The following is a 14,989-nucleotide window of genomic DNA, read 5'->3' as shown; positions in this document are numbered from 1 at the left end:
CGCAGACCCACAGCGGCGTGCCACCGGTGGCTCAATGTCGGCCTACCGGTGGCACGCCGCGGTGTGCGGTGCGAAATGCGTGGATCCTAGGGGGTGTGTGCCGGGGCAATAACGGTAGTGGTGAGCGTATCGTCGCTCTCGGCCGTCTCAATGTCGAGGCCGGGCGCAGGGCGAGTGAAGCCACGAGTGAGGAACGCGAGATACACGACGCCGATAGCGAGCCAGACGCCGCCGATGAGAAGTGCGAGCGGGCTGAGATGGAACAGTAGGTAGAGATCGACCACAATGCCTAGCGCTGGGATGAGCATGTAGCCAAAGAAATGCATGGCCACCGGCATGCTCGAACGGTTCTTCCACCACAGCACAAAGACGCAAATATTTGCGATGGTGAAGGCCAAGAATGCACCGAAGTTGATGAGTGATGTTGCATCGCCCATGCTCAAGAACTGGCCAGCGAGCCCGATGAGCGCGATGAACACCAGGTTGAACGTCGGAGTTCGAAACTTCTCGCTCAGGTGACCAAACACCTTCTTTGGGAATACGCCGTCGCGACCCATGACAAAGAGCAGCCGGCTACCGCTTGCTTGAACTGCGATGCACGATGCGAGCCCGCCGATGAGCACAGTTGAGTTCACGAGGTCTGCAAAGACCGGTCCGCCGATGACGTTGAGTACCTCGAATCCTGCAGTATCGATGTCTGCGAATTCCAGACTCGGGTGCGCCCACTGCATCACGAACGCAGACACCACGAAAATAATGCCACCGCTGAGCACCACCGCGACGATGCCGCGAGGCACATTCTTACGGGGTTCTTTGACCTCTTCGCTGAGCGTGCTGACTGCGTCAAAACCGAGGAAGGAATATGCTGCGACGGCGGCACCTGCTGCGACGAGTGAGAACGTCGTCGACTCTGGCCACATCGCGACTGCTGGTGAGACCCCGCTTCCGCCTGCAAAGGCCATGCCGAAGCCGACGAGGCAGAGAATTCCAGCCATCACGAAGATGAGAAGGAAGCGGTTGAAGCGATCCGCCACCTTCATGCCGAGGATGTTCATTGCCGTGCAGAAAACAATGACAATGAGGCCCCACGCCCAAGGAGGCAGGAACGGGAACTGGGCAGAGAAAAACAGTCCGATGATGAGCCAGGCCACCATTGGCAGGAACAGGTAGTCGAGCAGAATGATCCAGCCGGCGAGGAAGCCGAGCTTGCTGCCGATGGTACGACGGGCATAGGTGTAGACCGACCCAGAGGCGGGGAATCTGCGCGCGAGCTTCCCATAGCTCATCGCTGTAAGCAACATGGCGAGGGTCGCGAAGACGTATGCCATCGGAGTGGCGCCCTGCGAAATGGTGGCAATGACACCGAATGTTGCAATCACAACTGCGGGAGCCATGTATGAAAGCCCAAAAACGATAAGGCCTGCAAGGTTGAGCTGGGGGATGAGTTTCTTAGCGGGGTCAGACACGGTCGATCGCTCCTTTGAGATCTTGGTCTATGACATGCACGTGTCGCCTCTTTGCGACTTCCGTACATCGTACGGATTGCGTGTCATGACAAGTACACGCAGAATCGTTGCGTTCGTCAAGTCTTATTTCGGGGCGTGTTAGCCGGGAAAGTGCCAGGGGGTTTGCGATTGAGAAGCTAGCCTTACTATCATCTGATGATGTTCGGACTTGTTGTTTCTGCAATGAAAGGCACCCCTTATGCGCACCTCTCGACTACTCGCGGTTGGCGCCGCGCTGGCGCTAACACTTGGTATGAGCGCATGCTCATCGGGATCAGCCGGAGACGCAACGGCAGGGTCTGACGGTGGCGGATCTGCATCGAGCGGCACGTTCCCGGTGACGATTGAACATGTCTACGGCGAGACTGTCGTGAAGAAGAAGCCAGAACGTGTGGCGACCGTTGCCTGGGCAAACCACGAGGTTCCTCTCGCGCTCGGTGTTGTGCCAGTCGGAATGAGTAAAGCGACCTGGGGGGATGATGACAACAACGGCGTGCTTCCCTGGGTCGAAGACAAGCTCGAAGAGCTGGGTGCAGAGACTCCGGTGCTCTTTGATGAAACCGATGGTATCGATTTCGAAGCAGTCGCAGACACACAGCCTGACGTCATCCTCGCCGCCTACTCGGGGCTGACAAAAGAGGAATACACGACGCTGTCGAAGATCGCGCCAGTCGTGGCGTATCCAGACGTTGCGTGGGGCACGTCGGTGAATGACATGATCCGCCTCGACTCGCAGGCGCTCGGTCTTGCGAAGGAGGGCGACGCGCTGATTGCAGACTTGGACGTGCAAGCAGATGATGCGCTTGCTGCGAATAGTGCGCTCAAGGGCAAGAAGGTGCTGTTCGCGTACATCGACCCGAACGACTTCAGCCAGATCGGCTACTACACCGCGAGCGATACTCGACCCGGCTACTTGCACGAGATCGGACTGCCCTACCCAAAGGTTGTTGAAGATAGCGTCGGGAGCAAAGACTTCTACCTCACGGTGAGCGCTGAAGATGCTGAGAAGTTTGATGACGTCGACCTCTTGGTGACCTACGGCGATGCTGAGTTCGTGAAGCAGCTGCAAGCTGATCCACTCCTCTCAAAGATCCCGGCAATCGCGGCAGGAAACGTCGCGATTCTGCCTGACGCAACACCTATTGCTGCGTCAGCGAATCCCTCACCGCTTTCGATCAGCTGGGGCCTCCAGGATTACCTGGAGCTACTTGCTGAGCCGCTGACCGCAGAGTGATCTCGCTCGTCCCTGCTGCTGTGCCGGCCGTTGCAACGCTGCGGCGACCGGTACAGCAGCGCCTGCTCTGGTTGCTTGCGGGCTGCCTGATTCTCACGGTGGTAGCGGCGCTCTCGGTGTCGTTCGGGGTGCGCTCGGTGTCTGTACATGACATCTTGGCAGCGCTCGCGGGAAACGACGGAACCATCGAGCAGGCCGCCATTGTGAAGCGGATTCCGCGTACCGTTCTTGCGATCCTCGTCGGTGCTGCGCTCACGATGTCTGGCGCGACGATGCAGGCAGTGACGAGAAATCCCATTGCGGATCCTGGCATTCTCGGTGTGACCACTGGAGCCTCGCTCGCGGTCGTCATCGGGATCGCGTTTTGGGGCCTCGCCGACCCCGTGAGCTTCATCTTGGTCGCGATCTGTGGAGCTGGTGTTACCGCGGTGTTTGTCTACATCATGGGCTCACTGGGCAGCGGTGGAGCGACCCCGCTCAAACTCGCGCTTTCAGGGGCAGCGGTCACCGCGGCGCTGACATCGCTCATCAGTGCGATCATGTTGCCGCGGGTGGAGCTGCTCCGTTCGTTTCAGTCGTGGCAGATTGGCGGTGTCGGTAGCGCAGAGTGGCCGAAGATCGCGATGCTTCTCCCAGCGCTCGCAGTTGGTACAGCGATCTGTTTGCTGTGTGCTCGCGGCATGAACACCCTCGCGCTTGGTGATGACATGGCAGCGGGCCTCGGTGAGCGGATCATGCGTACCAGACTGCTGTCTGCGCTCGGTGCGGTGATCCTCGCTGGTGCCGCCACCGCAATCGCTGGACCCATCGGGTTTGTCGGTCTGGTCATCCCGCATGTGTGCCGCATGCTTGTTGGCCCAGACCATCGCTGGTTGCTGCCGTTCTCTGCCTTGCTTGGGGCAATTCTGCTCACTGGTTCTGATGTGGTCGGGCGGGTTATTTCGCCGGCATCAGAGGAAATCCAGGTGGGAATCATCACCGCAGTTATTGGTGCGCCGTTCTTTATCTGGATCGTTCGCCGACAGAAGGTGCGTGAACTGTGACCGCCGTCATCATTGCTGGGCGTCGGAGCAGACACCGGAGACATGCGAGCGCGAGCATGGTGCTTGGAGCGCTGCTGATCGTGCTGTTTTCTGTGGCGCTGATGGTGGGCAACACGTTCTACGGGCCTACCGAGGTGCTGCAGGTGCTCACCGGTGAAACGGTGCCTGGTGCGTCGTTCGCTGTGGGGGAGTTGCGGCTGCCGCGCGCCGTTCTTGCGATCCTCGCTGGTGCTGCGTTCGGCATCGCAGGTGTGTGCTTCCAAACGCTGCTGCGAAACCCTCTCGCATCGCCAGACATCATCGGCATTTCTGGTGGGGCAAGTGCGGCTGCGGTCACTGGCATTGTGGCGTTCGGGCTCAGCGGCCCATCAGTGTCATTCTTGGCACTTACTGGTGCGTTGCTCACCGCAGCCGTGATTTTTGTTCTTGCGCGCAAGGGTGGTTTTGCTGGGACGCGGTTGATCCTCATCGGTATCGGGATCGCTGCGATGCTGCAGAGCGTGACTTCTTACTTGCTCTCGCGGGCCGCGCAGTGGGACATCCAGACTGCGATGCAGTGGTTGACCGGCAGTCTCAACAATGCGTCATGGGAGCGGGTAGTCCCGCTTGCGTGCGCGGCGATCGTGCTCATGCCGCTGCTGCTCTCGCAAGGGAAGAACCTGACGGTGCTTCGCATGAGCGACGAATCTGCAGCCGGGCTCGGTGTACATGTGACCAGGGCACGTCTGCTCGTGATCTTTGGTGCGGTTGCGCTGCTTGCGTTTGCGACTGCAGCAACGGGACCGATCGCGTTCGTCGCATTCATGGCAGGGCCTATCGCGGCTCGCATCACTGGCCCCGGCGCGAATCTATTACTGCCATCTGCACTCGTTGGCGCGGTCCTCGTGCTCGCTGGGGATCTGATCGGCCAATTCTTGATTGGCACCCGCTACCCAGTTGGCGTGGTAACCGGGGTGCTCGGTGCCCCGTACCTCATCTACTTGCTTATTCGTACCAACCGTTCAGGAGCATCTCTATGACGACGGCTCATTCTCTCGCCGCAGCCGATCTCACGCTTACCTACGGCGACCGCACGATCATTGATGAGCTCGATCTCACCCTTGCACCGGGAAAGATCACCGTCATCGTCGGCGCGAATGGGTGCGGAAAGTCGACGCTCCTGCGGGCGCTGGCTCGGCTGCTGCCGCCCGCAGCGGGTTCGGTGATGCTCGACGGCGAACCCATTCACGCTCGCCCGACGCGTGAAGTGGCTCGGGTGCTTGGGCTCCTGCCGCAGTCGCCCGTTGCCCCTGAAGGAATTCCAGTTGCGGATCTGGTCGGTCGAGGCCGTCATCCACATCAACGTGCCTTTGCGCGGTGGAGCAGCCGTGACTACGAGGTGGTTGCAGAAGCCCTCGCTGCAACGGGAACCGCAGAGCTTGCGGATCGCAGTATCGATGAGCTGTCTGGTGGTCAACGACAGCGGGTGTGGATCGCAATGGCCCTTGCGCAGGAGACTGACATCCTGCTGCTCGACGAGCCAACGACATTCCTCGATGTCGCGCACCAGGTTGAGGTGCTCGATCTCCTCACGGATCTGCGGATCGCACGCGGCACAACGATCGTCATGGTGCTGCATGATCTCAACCTTGCTGCCCGCTACGCCGATGAGCTTGTCGCGGTCAAAGATGGCCGGGTCTTCGCAGCTGGTGCGCCACGTGAAATGCTTACCGCTGACCTCGTAGAAGAGGTTTTCGGGCTTCCCAATCAGATCGCCATCGACCCGGTTTCTGGGGCGCCGATGGTCACCCCGAAAGGACGACATCATGTCTGTTAAGTCTGCTGCCCGATCGAAGCCGTCGTACGTGCTTCGCACCGCCGCCGTGCGAGCCGTTGAACGCGTCTCTCCGAGCTTTGCACGGGTGACCTTTGCGGGGCCAAGCCTTGACGAGTTTGGCAATTTTGGCGACGTCTTTGATGCCCGTATCAAGATCGTTTTTCCACCAGTGAGTGGGGTTCTTCCTCATATCGATGAGGAGTCTGACGACTGGTGGGCCGCGTATCTGGCAGTGCCAGAAGAGGAGCGCGGATCGATGCGCACGTACTCGATCCGCGAGCTACGAGAGACCGACACTGGTACCGAGGTCGTCGTCGATTTCGTGTTGCACCTGGAACCGGGGCTCACCGGCCCCGCATCGCTCTGGGCAAGTGCTGCCAGCGTGGGTGATGAGGTGTTCCTTGTCGGACCGCGCCGCGGAAGCACGGACCGTGCCGGTATTGAGTACGCGCCAGGAGATGCTGCGACCGTACTGCTCGCTGGTGACGAAACCGCTGCCCCTGCGATTGCCCGCATTTTGGAGGATGCGCCGCGCGACCTGCGCGGTATCGCGTTCATTGAGGTTCCAGAAGCGGCCGATGAATTGGCGATTGACGCCCCTGGCGGCGTAGACGTGCGATGGCTGGTTCGCGGCGCGCAGGACCACGGCACCTTGCTGATTCCTGAGGTGCTGAAGCACCTGGGAGACGATCAGCGTGAGCAGATTGTCGTCGAAGACCTCGCTGATGAGCAGCTCGTGTGGGAGACTCCGGTCTACTCAGGGCTCGGTGAAGAACTCGAGCAAGCAGCCGCGCCCGCGCATCGCTATCACTGGATTGCGGGGGAGAGCGGCGTGGTGACAACCCTGCGGCGACACTTGGTACGTGACCTTGGTATCGACCGCACCCAGGTCGCTTTCATGGGCTACTGGCGTCGCGGCGTCGCGATGCGCGGTTAACTGCCGGCTGGTTGCTCTGCGCGTCGACAGGACGCTCGGTGAGCGCAACGTTGACTCGTTGCACCCTAGTTTTTTGACTGTGCTGTAGGTACATTGCTCATATGACGGCAGAGCAGCTTGACCTCATCCCGGCAGGGACCGTGTTTACCCCGGACGACCTGACCTTCTATGCGAACAGTGAGCAGCGTTCACTTGCAGAGGCTATCCGCGATGCCGATGTGCTCGTGTCGTGCCCACACTCTGGGGCGCGGATCCCAGCTGAGGTCGCCCCGTTCCTCGCCCCGAATCTGACCCGGCGCTTGCAGTACGACTTCACCGATATGGCGACGAGCGCGATTTGTCGACGCTGGGCAGAGATTGATCCGCGGATCATCTATGTCGAGAATCCACATCCGCGTCTGATCCGTGATCCGAATCGCGCGAAGCCAGCGGATCCCGGTGCAAAGCTCCGAGAAGCAATTGCGCGGGTGCGTGCTGCCGGAGCGTGGCAAAAGGTCGACCTTACTGGCGTCGACGCGATCCGCCCTGTGACGTTCTCGTTCTATCCCGTGCTCGTCGTGCCAGAAACTGATGCCGAGCTCGACCACTTGGTGTCGACGTTTACCAGCGTCGCGGGCGCTGGCCTCGAGGTGTATGAGCGCACTCGTGACGAGCTCACGGAACGCATGCTTGCTGAGAAGCTCAAGACCGGTGGCAGTCTGACGCGACTGTCATTCCACGACACGATGAACACGACGACAACGCGAGACGGCGCGGTGAATGTTCCGCGTGCCGAGGCGGATCGTCTACCCAACGTGGTTTCGCTGTCCAACAGAGGAGACGGCTTCGGCGAAGAACGTACGGCTGACGACCCCATTGTGATGGATGCGGGTCGCATTCGGTCGCTGGCAGCGGCTCACCGTGAAGCGTTCGACGTCGCTGATCCAGCAGATGTCGCACTGAACAAGCCCTATCTGGGCAGTCAAGAGATCATCGCTGCTGGCGCGCGCTTCCGAGCTGCGGCAGCTGACGCTGATGCGGCTGGGCTCGTGCTCTCAGCGGTGCAGGCGGAGTTCCTTCGTGAGTTCCTGCTTGGCGAAGCTGCGGTGCGTGAACTTCATGAGCCAGGCGAACGGTGGATCACGGAAGATCCGGCCCGCATTGAGCAAATCGCACAGGCGTGCAAGCAGGCGTGGGACCTGTATCGCGGATCCGCGCCCCGCTAAACCCTGCAGAACGACGGCGGCCGGTCAGCTGATATGTGCTACCGGCCGCCTTCGTTCTGTGCGCGTTAGCCGCCCCAGATGACGCCGAACAGCGCGCCAACAGCGATCGTAAAGCCCGCGAGTACGAGCGTCGGGACGAAGAACGAGTGGTCAACGAGCTTCGTGCCGAGCTTGGTGCTGCCAGAAGTGTCAAAGTTCGCCGCAGCGATCTGAGAACCGTTGGTGGGGAGCAGATAGATGCCTGCGAAGGCACCGGCCCACATGCCGCTGAGGAGACCGAGCGGGATTCCCGCAGTGATGCCGATCGGCACGATGGTTCGGGTCGCCGTCGATTGGCTGGTCGTGAGTACACAGACGATGAAGATACCGAGGGCAAAGATCCATGGGGAGTTGCTGACCAGCCCGCCGATGCTTTCGGTGATGAGGGTGGTGTGTGCACCGAGGAAGGTGTCAGTGAGCCAGGCAAGGCCGAAAAGCGCGATCGCCGAAACCATACCGGCCTTGAAGACCGTCATCGTGGGAATCTCTGCCACCTTGGGGCGCGAGACCAACAAGATGATCGTGCCCGTGACGAACATGACGATCTCGATGATCGGGGTCATGCCGACTGCGACACCTTCGCCGTCGAGCGGGCGAAGATCCTTGAACAAGCCGAAGACCACGATTGCGAGGACGCCGAGCAGGAAGATGATCGCTGCCCACTTTCCCTCGCGAGTGACGGTGACTTCGGCCTCAACTGCCTTCGAAGCTGCTGTTGGGGCGGGGATCTTTCCTTCAGCGATGCGCGCCTGAATCTCAGGATCCTCTGCGATTTCTTTGCCGAGTCGCGAAACGACAAAGCTTGCGAGCACGATGCCGACAATCGCTGCGGGAAGCGTCACCTTGATGACATCGAGAAGTTCGAAGCCTTTGACCTCTGTGAGCGTGATCATTGCTGCCATCGCCGCGGAAACCGGGCTACACGCGAGCGCGACGCCGGTTGCGACAACTGAAAGTGAGAGCGGCCGGGATGGGCGGATCCCGTTGCGGTAGGAGAGATCCTGAATGACCGGGAGCAGCGGGTACAGAATGTTTGATGTGCCTGCGCCAACTGAGAACAGGAACGCCACGAGTGGAGCGACGAGGGTGATCTGTTTGGGGCTGCGTTCAATGAGCTTCGCTGCGATTGTGACCATCCAGTCGATGCCACCAGCAGATTGCATCATCGAAGAAGCAAGCACCACGGAAAGGACAATGAGGAGCGCGTCAACTGGGGGACTGCCAGGCGCAAGTCCGAAGACGAAGACGAGGATGGCGACGCCGGTTCCGCCCCACAGGCCGAGCCCAACACCGCTGGATCTGGTGCCCATAACAATGCATCCGAGGACAACAATGAGTTGAGCTGAAAAGAGCAGAATGTCGCTCATTGGACCTCTCCTTTGAACAGGGAATGTCTTAAGAATAGATAAGACATAGGCAGTTGCCTAGCATTGTAAAGAAAGAGTGGGTGTGTGGAGCTGCTGTTTGCTCCACACACCCACATATTTTGGTGCAGTTTCGTGGTTACTGCGCGATCACCTTGATGAGACCGGTGCGGCTCGTCGGCCGCGCCTTCCACAGCACGGCATAGATGGCGGCAGACGACACCGCGGTGAGGATCGGTCCCCAAGTGGAGCCAAGCCCAGCAAGCCCAGGCGCAAACGTGCCGATCTGCAACATGAACAGTCCGATGACCGTGCCGATCGCCCAGGCAAAGAGTCCATTGCTGTTGAACGCGCGGTAGTTCTTGTCATCAATCGCAGCGTGCTCAGGGTTCCGGCCGCGGTCAAGCAGCACGTGCACGAGTGCAATCGCCACCCACGCCGTGACGAGCACGCCCTGCCAAGCAAGCGCCAGCAGCAAATACTGCACGATGGGCAGCAGCATGAGCAGATAGATAATGACCGACGAGGCGATGACCCACGCGACGTTCGACATCTTGATGCGAAGCACGCGCTCGCCGAAGGCGCGCAGATTCGCGGCACCGAGGTAGTAGTTCGCGGTGTTGATGCGAGTCTGTGACGCGATGATGACCACGAGGCCGAAGATGCCCATGAGGCTGACCAAGCCGCCGGCAAGCCCTGTCTCAGACACTTCAAGATCAGGAATCGTGAACGTGAGGAAGATACCGATAAACGCCGAGAAGCCGAACGCGAGTACGTAGAACACCGGGCCGAAGGTGAAGCGCTGGTGGAACTTGATGTCCTTGCGCTTGCCGAGTGCTGCGAAGTCCATGGTGAACATCATCATGATCCAGACGCCCATGTACCCGGCGAAGGTGGCGAGCCAGCCAGGGCCGCCCATGGTGAATGGCAGCTCCATCTCAGGAGCATTGGTCAGCCAGGCATCTCCGAATCCGTAGACGACACCCGCCCAAATGACGGCCGCGATGAGACCGAAGAAGTAGATCGGCATGAGCCAGCCGTTGAGCTTGTCAATGAACCGGCGTGCACCGCCGATGATGAGTGGCGTTGAATACGCGACGACGATGAGGCTCCATACCCACATCTCGCCGCCGAATGCTGCCATGAGTGCGTAGGCCACAATCGAGCCTTCGAACACGGCGTAGTAGATGGCGACGAGTGCGAAGATAATCGTGGCAATCGAGGAGCCTGCCGTGCCGAGAATGGTGCGCGAGAACTGTGCAACAGTCGTGCGGTTGGTCATGGCATATCGTGAGAGCACCGCGTTGATCGCGCCGTACACGATGATCGTGAGCACGATGCCGATGAGTGCGTTCACGGTGCCGTAAGCGGCAGCCATCGCAGCTCCGATATATACGAAGAAGAACGCGCTTGCGACGCCGTACCAGGCGAGCGAGAGCGATCCGCGCGACATCTGGTCTTCGTCATTGCCCTCGCGGGCGAGTGCGTCAGTAGCTTCGACGTCTTGATTACTGCCGGTGAGATTGAGAGTCATGCGTCATACCTCCATTGGTATGTGCCAGTGCTGCCTACTGTGCGCATCGTTGCGTGTCGTGAAAGTAGGCAGCATTGAAGTGGGGTGCAGCTGAGGCTGCGGCGCCTGAAACCGGGTGACATCGTTGTCGTGTTTCAGGTGTCGGCGCACGAATGCCTGGCATGCGCGTGCCGGAGCGCCCGGGTCACAGGCTCCGAACCGAAGCTCGTGAGTCGGTGACCCGGGCGGGAAGGGCTGGGCGAGGGCTAGTTCGTCCAGTGATCCGCTGAACGGCGGATCATCTGCTCGCGGTGCTGCTTGGTGGTCTCGGCGAAGAGTTCACCGGTTCCCCAATCGAGGATGACGCCGTAGCGGCGAATCACATCGAGCATCTCAAGCGTGCCTGCACGGTACTGGGCTGCGATGTCGGCGGCATCGGCTTCGAGCCATGCGCGACGGTTCTCGCGGATCCACGTACGCTTTGCGTTCGTCGCATCCCGGTCGATCTCGTACTGATCAATATCTGGATCAATGGGAATGATGACGACGCCGTAATCTTCTGCAGCTCGCGCGACCGAAACGTAGTCGTCAATGACGTCTTCGAGCACTTCCTCTGGCGTGCGAGCGAGCGGATCGCCAAACCCGCCACCACCAGCAGACGGGCGGAAGAAGGTGTCGCCTGGCTTGACCGGTACCGATGAGAAGATTGAGCCGAGGAAGCTCTCATCTTCGGTGTCCTTGTTCAGCCAAACACCGTGCGGGATCGAAGGCAGGCCGCCCTCGATACCCCAGGTGATCGAGCGCGCGCGGTCGCAGCAGTAGCTCATGACAGTGGTGTCAGCGTCGGTGAGCGTGCCACCCTTTTCGACGCCGCAGCCACCGCGGAACCGACCGGGGCCGCCAGAATCAGTACCTATCTGGTGCATGGTCGTGAGCACGGGGGTCAGTCGTTCCTGGCCCTCACACGCCTGCACAGCGAGGCCTACGCCAAACACGGGAGCGGTTGCGCTCGAGCCGTCCTTGGTTGCGCGGCCACCCCAGCCGCCTGCCATCCAGTCGTACCACATGAAGTACGGCTTCTCTTCGGTGCGTGCATCGCGGCCGCCAACGAGGAGGTATTCGAGGTTGAATGCACACGCCATGGCGCGTTCGGGCATGATCTGTGACCACAGTTCGAAGATGCCGTTCATGATCTTCTCGTACGGACCCGAGACCGTGCCGGTGACCGCGAGGGGCCAGCCAGCGTTGATGACGGTGCCCTCTGGGCCGATGTCGGCGGTGACCGCGGCGTAGAAGCCAGAGTTCAGCGGTACGTCTGGGAAGAAGGTCTTCGTGCCAGCGTAGATCGCCGAGAAAGTCGTGCCGTATCCCGAGTTCAAGAATGCCTTGATGGCAGGGCCACCCTCGAGTGCGTAGTGAATGCCCTCGCCATCGAGCGTCATGGTGATGTCGATGGGGACGAGGCGTTCAGATTCACCCGGATCGAGATCGAGGTAGTCGGTCGTCTTCCACGTACCGCGGGGGAGATCTTCGAGGCGGCGAAGCACCGTGCGCTCGACGTAGTCCTGGGTCTCCTGCATTGCTGCTTCGACGGTCTCGGTGCCGTAGCGCTCGACGAGGCGAAGAATCTCGCGCTCACACACGGCGGTCGCTTCTGACTGCGCGTGCAGATCGCCCATCGCCTGCTCTGGTGCGCGGGTGTTGCCCACGAGCAGGTTTGCGATGTCGTGGAGATACACGCCCTTCGACCAGATACGAACGGGGGTGATACGCAGGCCTTCGCCGAAGTGCTCGGTTGCCGCAACGTTGAACGAACCGGGAACCGGGCCACCAATATCCGCCCAGTGACCCTTGTTCTGCGCGAAAGCGATGATGCGTCCGTCAGAGAAGACGGGGCGAATGAACGACACGTCATTGATGTGGGTACCGCCGCGGTAGGGGTCATTGACTGCGAAGACGTCGCCCGGATGAATATCATCACCGAACTCTTCGATCACTGCCTTGCACTGGAAGTGCAGGGTGCCAACGTGCACCGCGATATCGCCAGATCCCTGCATGACCGTGTTGCCCTGCGCGTCACAGAGCGCTGATGAGAAGTCACGTGAGTAAATGACGAAGGAGTAACAGGTGCGAAGAATCTGCTCGCTCATGAGGTCGACACTCGTCGCGAATGCGTTCTTCAGAACTTCAAAGGTGACGGGATCGAGAGCAGCTGCAGAAGCCACGGTCTGCGGCGCCGGTGCCGCGAGCGTGTCAAATGGGGTAGTCATCGGGTGACCTCCTCAAGGTGAATGCGAATGTTGAGCCACTCGTCGATCTCTGCGCGAGTGAACGGGGGAACGACCGTGGTTGAATCAAGCTGGTTGATGATTGCGGGGCCAGCGAACTGGGTACCTGCAGGCAGCGAGTCGCGGTCGTAGACGGGAGTGTCGACCCAGCCGGTGGTGCCGAAATAGACCGGGCGACGCTCTGCGGGAGCGCCGGGTGCCTGGACCACGGGCTCTGCCGGGCGGAACGACGGCTTCGGAATCTTGCCGACAGCTGCAAGGTGCAGCTGGTATACCTCGACGGGAGCGTCGTCCTGGCGGAATGCGAACTCGCGCTCGTACTGTTCGTGGAAGGTACGAACCGCCTGCTCAAGTGCCCCAGGGCCGGCGCCCATCGGAACCTGCAGCGAACGCCACTGGCCGAGGTAGCGCATGGAGATTTTGCGCTGCAGCATCGCATTCTCGTCAGAGACACCCTCGTGACGCAGTCGAGTGCTTGCTTCCGTTTCGAGCTGAACGAATGCCTGCTCGATGCTTTCCTCATCAGCCGCTGATGCGAGGCCGGTGAACATCTGGGCGAGGTCGTGCTGAATGTCGACGAGCAGGCAGCCCATCGCCGAGGTTACGCCGGGGTTCGGCGGTACAACGACCGAGGGAATACCGAGTTCACGGGCAACGTCGGCGCCGTGCAGTGCGCCTGCTCCGCCAAATGCGAGCAGTGCAAAGTCGCGCGGATCGTACCCACGACGAATCGAGACGAGACGAACAGCGTCAGCCATGTTTGCGTTCGCAACCGAGACGATTGCCTGCGCGGCTTCTTCGAGACCCATCTCGAGCGGCTCTGCGATGACGCGGCGGATCGCATCCTCGGAGAGGCTCTTATCGAGCTGCTTCACGCCGCCAGCGAGTGAGGTGCCGAGGCGACCAAGGACGACGTTTGCATCGGTGTTCGTCGGCTGATCGCCGCCGGTGTTGTAGCACGCTGGGCCGGGATCCGCGCCAGCTGACTGGGGGCCGTTACGCAGCGAGCCTGCGATGTCGGTGTACGCGAGTGAGCCGCCGCCAGCGCCGATCGTGAGCACCTCGATCGAGGGGAAAATGATCGGGTGGCCGTACTCAACCTGCCACTCCTGCGAGACGCGTAGCTCGCCGTCTGCGACGAGTGCGATGTCGGTTGAGGTGCCGCCCATGTCGAGGCTGACCGCGTTGTCGTAGCCACACTGCTGCGCGATGTGCTTTGCAGAGATCGCACCGGCTGCGATGCCAGACGCTGCGAGACGAACGGGGAACTTCTCGACAAGGCGAGGAGTCATGGATCCGCCACCCGAGTGCAGCAGCAGCAGATCGCCCTTGTATCCGCCATCACGCAGCTGATCGGCAAGGCGGTTCACGTAGCCCGAGACGAGCGGTGCGAGCACAGCGTTTGCGACCGCGGTGTTGAATCGGGGGTACTCGAAGATCTCGGGAAGTACCTCAGCCGAGGTGGTGATGGTGGCATCAGGGATGACCTCTTGGAGAATCTCCCGCATGCGGAACTCGTGCGCGGGGTTCGCGTAGGAGTTCAAGAAACAGACGGCGATGGTCTTCACATCGCGTCGCTTCAGCAGCTCTGCGAGATTACGTGCCTCGGCCTCGTCGAGCTCGTGCACGGTGTTACCGTCGGCGTCGATACGCTCGGTGACCTCGAAGCGGTCGCGGCGACGGATGTACGGGTCGGACACGTCATTGTACGCGTCCCACAGATCGTCCTTGGTGCCATCGCGAATCTCGAGCACGTCGCGGAATCCGCGAGTGGTGACCAGTGCTGCTGAAGGGAAATTGCGGGTGATCAGTGCGTTCGTTGCCACCGTGGTGCCGTGAGTGAAAAGTTCAACCTTGTCGAGGTCGATCTCGCCACGCTTCACGCCATTCATCACCGCGATCATGGGATCGCTCGGTGTCGATGGCACCTTGGTGACGCGCATCTGGTGCGTCTCCTGATCGAAGATGCAGACGTCGGTGAACGTACCGCCTACGTCTACCGCGACTCGAATATTGCTCATGGGTCCTCCTGAAATTCGTCATTG

General features: G+C 60.6%; 11 protein-coding genes. 6 read left to right on the top strand and 5 right to left on the bottom strand.

Going from position 1 to position 14,989, the window contains the following annotated elements; translation table 11 throughout:
• Positions 1-86: 86 nt before the first annotated feature.
• A complete protein-coding gene (locus FW756_RS02395) occupies positions 87-1,466 on the bottom strand; it encodes an APC family permease (protein ID WP_446428583.1) in 1,380 nt (459 codons plus the stop codon).
• Positions 1,467-1,704: 238 nt separating this feature from the next.
• Between FW756_RS02395 and FW756_RS02390 the strand changes: the two genes are divergently transcribed.
• The 6 genes from FW756_RS02390 to FW756_RS02365 all read left to right on the top strand — a co-directional run bounded on the left by FW756_RS02390 (position 1,705) and on the right by FW756_RS02365 (position 7,740).
• A complete protein-coding gene (locus FW756_RS02390; protein ID WP_446428582.1) occupies positions 1,705-2,739 on the top strand; it encodes an iron-siderophore ABC transporter substrate-binding protein in 1,035 nt (344 codons plus the stop codon).
• Positions 2,736-3,782 carry a FecCD family ABC transporter permease gene (locus tag FW756_RS02385; protein WP_446428581.1) on the top strand — a complete coding sequence of 349 codons (1,047 nt, stop codon included), beginning with the start codon at positions 2,736-2,738 and terminating at the stop codon, positions 3,780-3,782. Before FW756_RS02390 ends, FW756_RS02385 begins: the two co-directional genes overlap by 4 nt.
• Positions 3,779-4,801 (top strand): FecCD family ABC transporter permease, encoded by a 1,023-nt coding sequence (locus tag FW756_RS02380; protein ID WP_446428580.1) that lies wholly within the window; start codon positions 3,779-3,781, stop codon positions 4,799-4,801. The genes FW756_RS02385 and FW756_RS02380 overlap by 4 nt, the downstream gene beginning before the upstream one ends.
• Positions 4,798-5,598: an ABC transporter ATP-binding protein gene (locus tag FW756_RS02375; RefSeq protein WP_446428579.1), complete on the top strand. Its 801-nt coding sequence runs from the start codon at positions 4,798-4,800 to the stop codon at positions 5,596-5,598. The genes FW756_RS02380 and FW756_RS02375 overlap by 4 nt, the downstream gene beginning before the upstream one ends.
• On the top strand, positions 5,588-6,535 hold the full coding sequence (locus FW756_RS02370) for a siderophore-interacting protein (RefSeq protein ID WP_446428578.1): 948 nt from the start codon (positions 5,588-5,590) through the stop codon (positions 6,533-6,535). The genes FW756_RS02375 and FW756_RS02370 overlap by 11 nt, the downstream gene beginning before the upstream one ends.
• A gap of 101 nt (positions 6,536-6,636) precedes the next feature.
• Positions 6,637-7,740, top strand: a complete 1,104-nt coding sequence (locus FW756_RS02365) for an N-formylglutamate amidohydrolase (RefSeq protein ID WP_446428577.1) — start codon at positions 6,637-6,639, stop codon at positions 7,738-7,740.
• A 65-nt stretch (positions 7,741-7,805) separates the two neighbouring features.
• Here FW756_RS02365 and FW756_RS02360 read toward each other — a convergent pair whose 3' ends face one another.
• From FW756_RS02360 to FW756_RS02345, 4 genes are all read right to left on the bottom strand, one after another.
• Entirely contained in the window at positions 7,806-9,146 is a 1,341-nt protein-coding gene (locus FW756_RS02360) for an anaerobic C4-dicarboxylate transporter family protein (RefSeq protein ID WP_446428576.1), read from the bottom strand.
• 136 nt (positions 9,147-9,282) lie between these two features.
• The gene (locus tag FW756_RS02355; RefSeq protein WP_446428575.1) at positions 9,283-10,677 is read right to left on the bottom strand and encodes a purine-cytosine permease family protein; all 1,395 of its coding nucleotides are present in this window, start codon (positions 10,675-10,677) and stop codon (positions 9,283-9,285) included.
• Between the two features lie 245 nt (positions 10,678-10,922).
• Positions 10,923-12,926 (bottom strand): hydantoinase B/oxoprolinase family protein, encoded by a 2,004-nt coding sequence (locus FW756_RS02350; protein WP_446428574.1) that lies wholly within the window; start codon positions 12,924-12,926, stop codon positions 10,923-10,925.
• On the bottom strand, positions 12,923-14,965 hold the full coding sequence (locus FW756_RS02345) for a hydantoinase/oxoprolinase family protein (protein WP_446428573.1): 2,043 nt from the start codon (positions 14,963-14,965) through the stop codon (positions 12,923-12,925). Before FW756_RS02345 ends, FW756_RS02350 begins: the two co-directional genes overlap by 4 nt.
• Positions 14,966-14,989 lie beyond the last annotated feature (24 nt).

The organism is Leucobacter sp. 1207-22 (assembly GCF_052850455.1).
The sequence above is the reverse complement of the archived record's forward strand: the minus strand, read 5'-3'. Positions and strand labels throughout refer to the sequence as shown.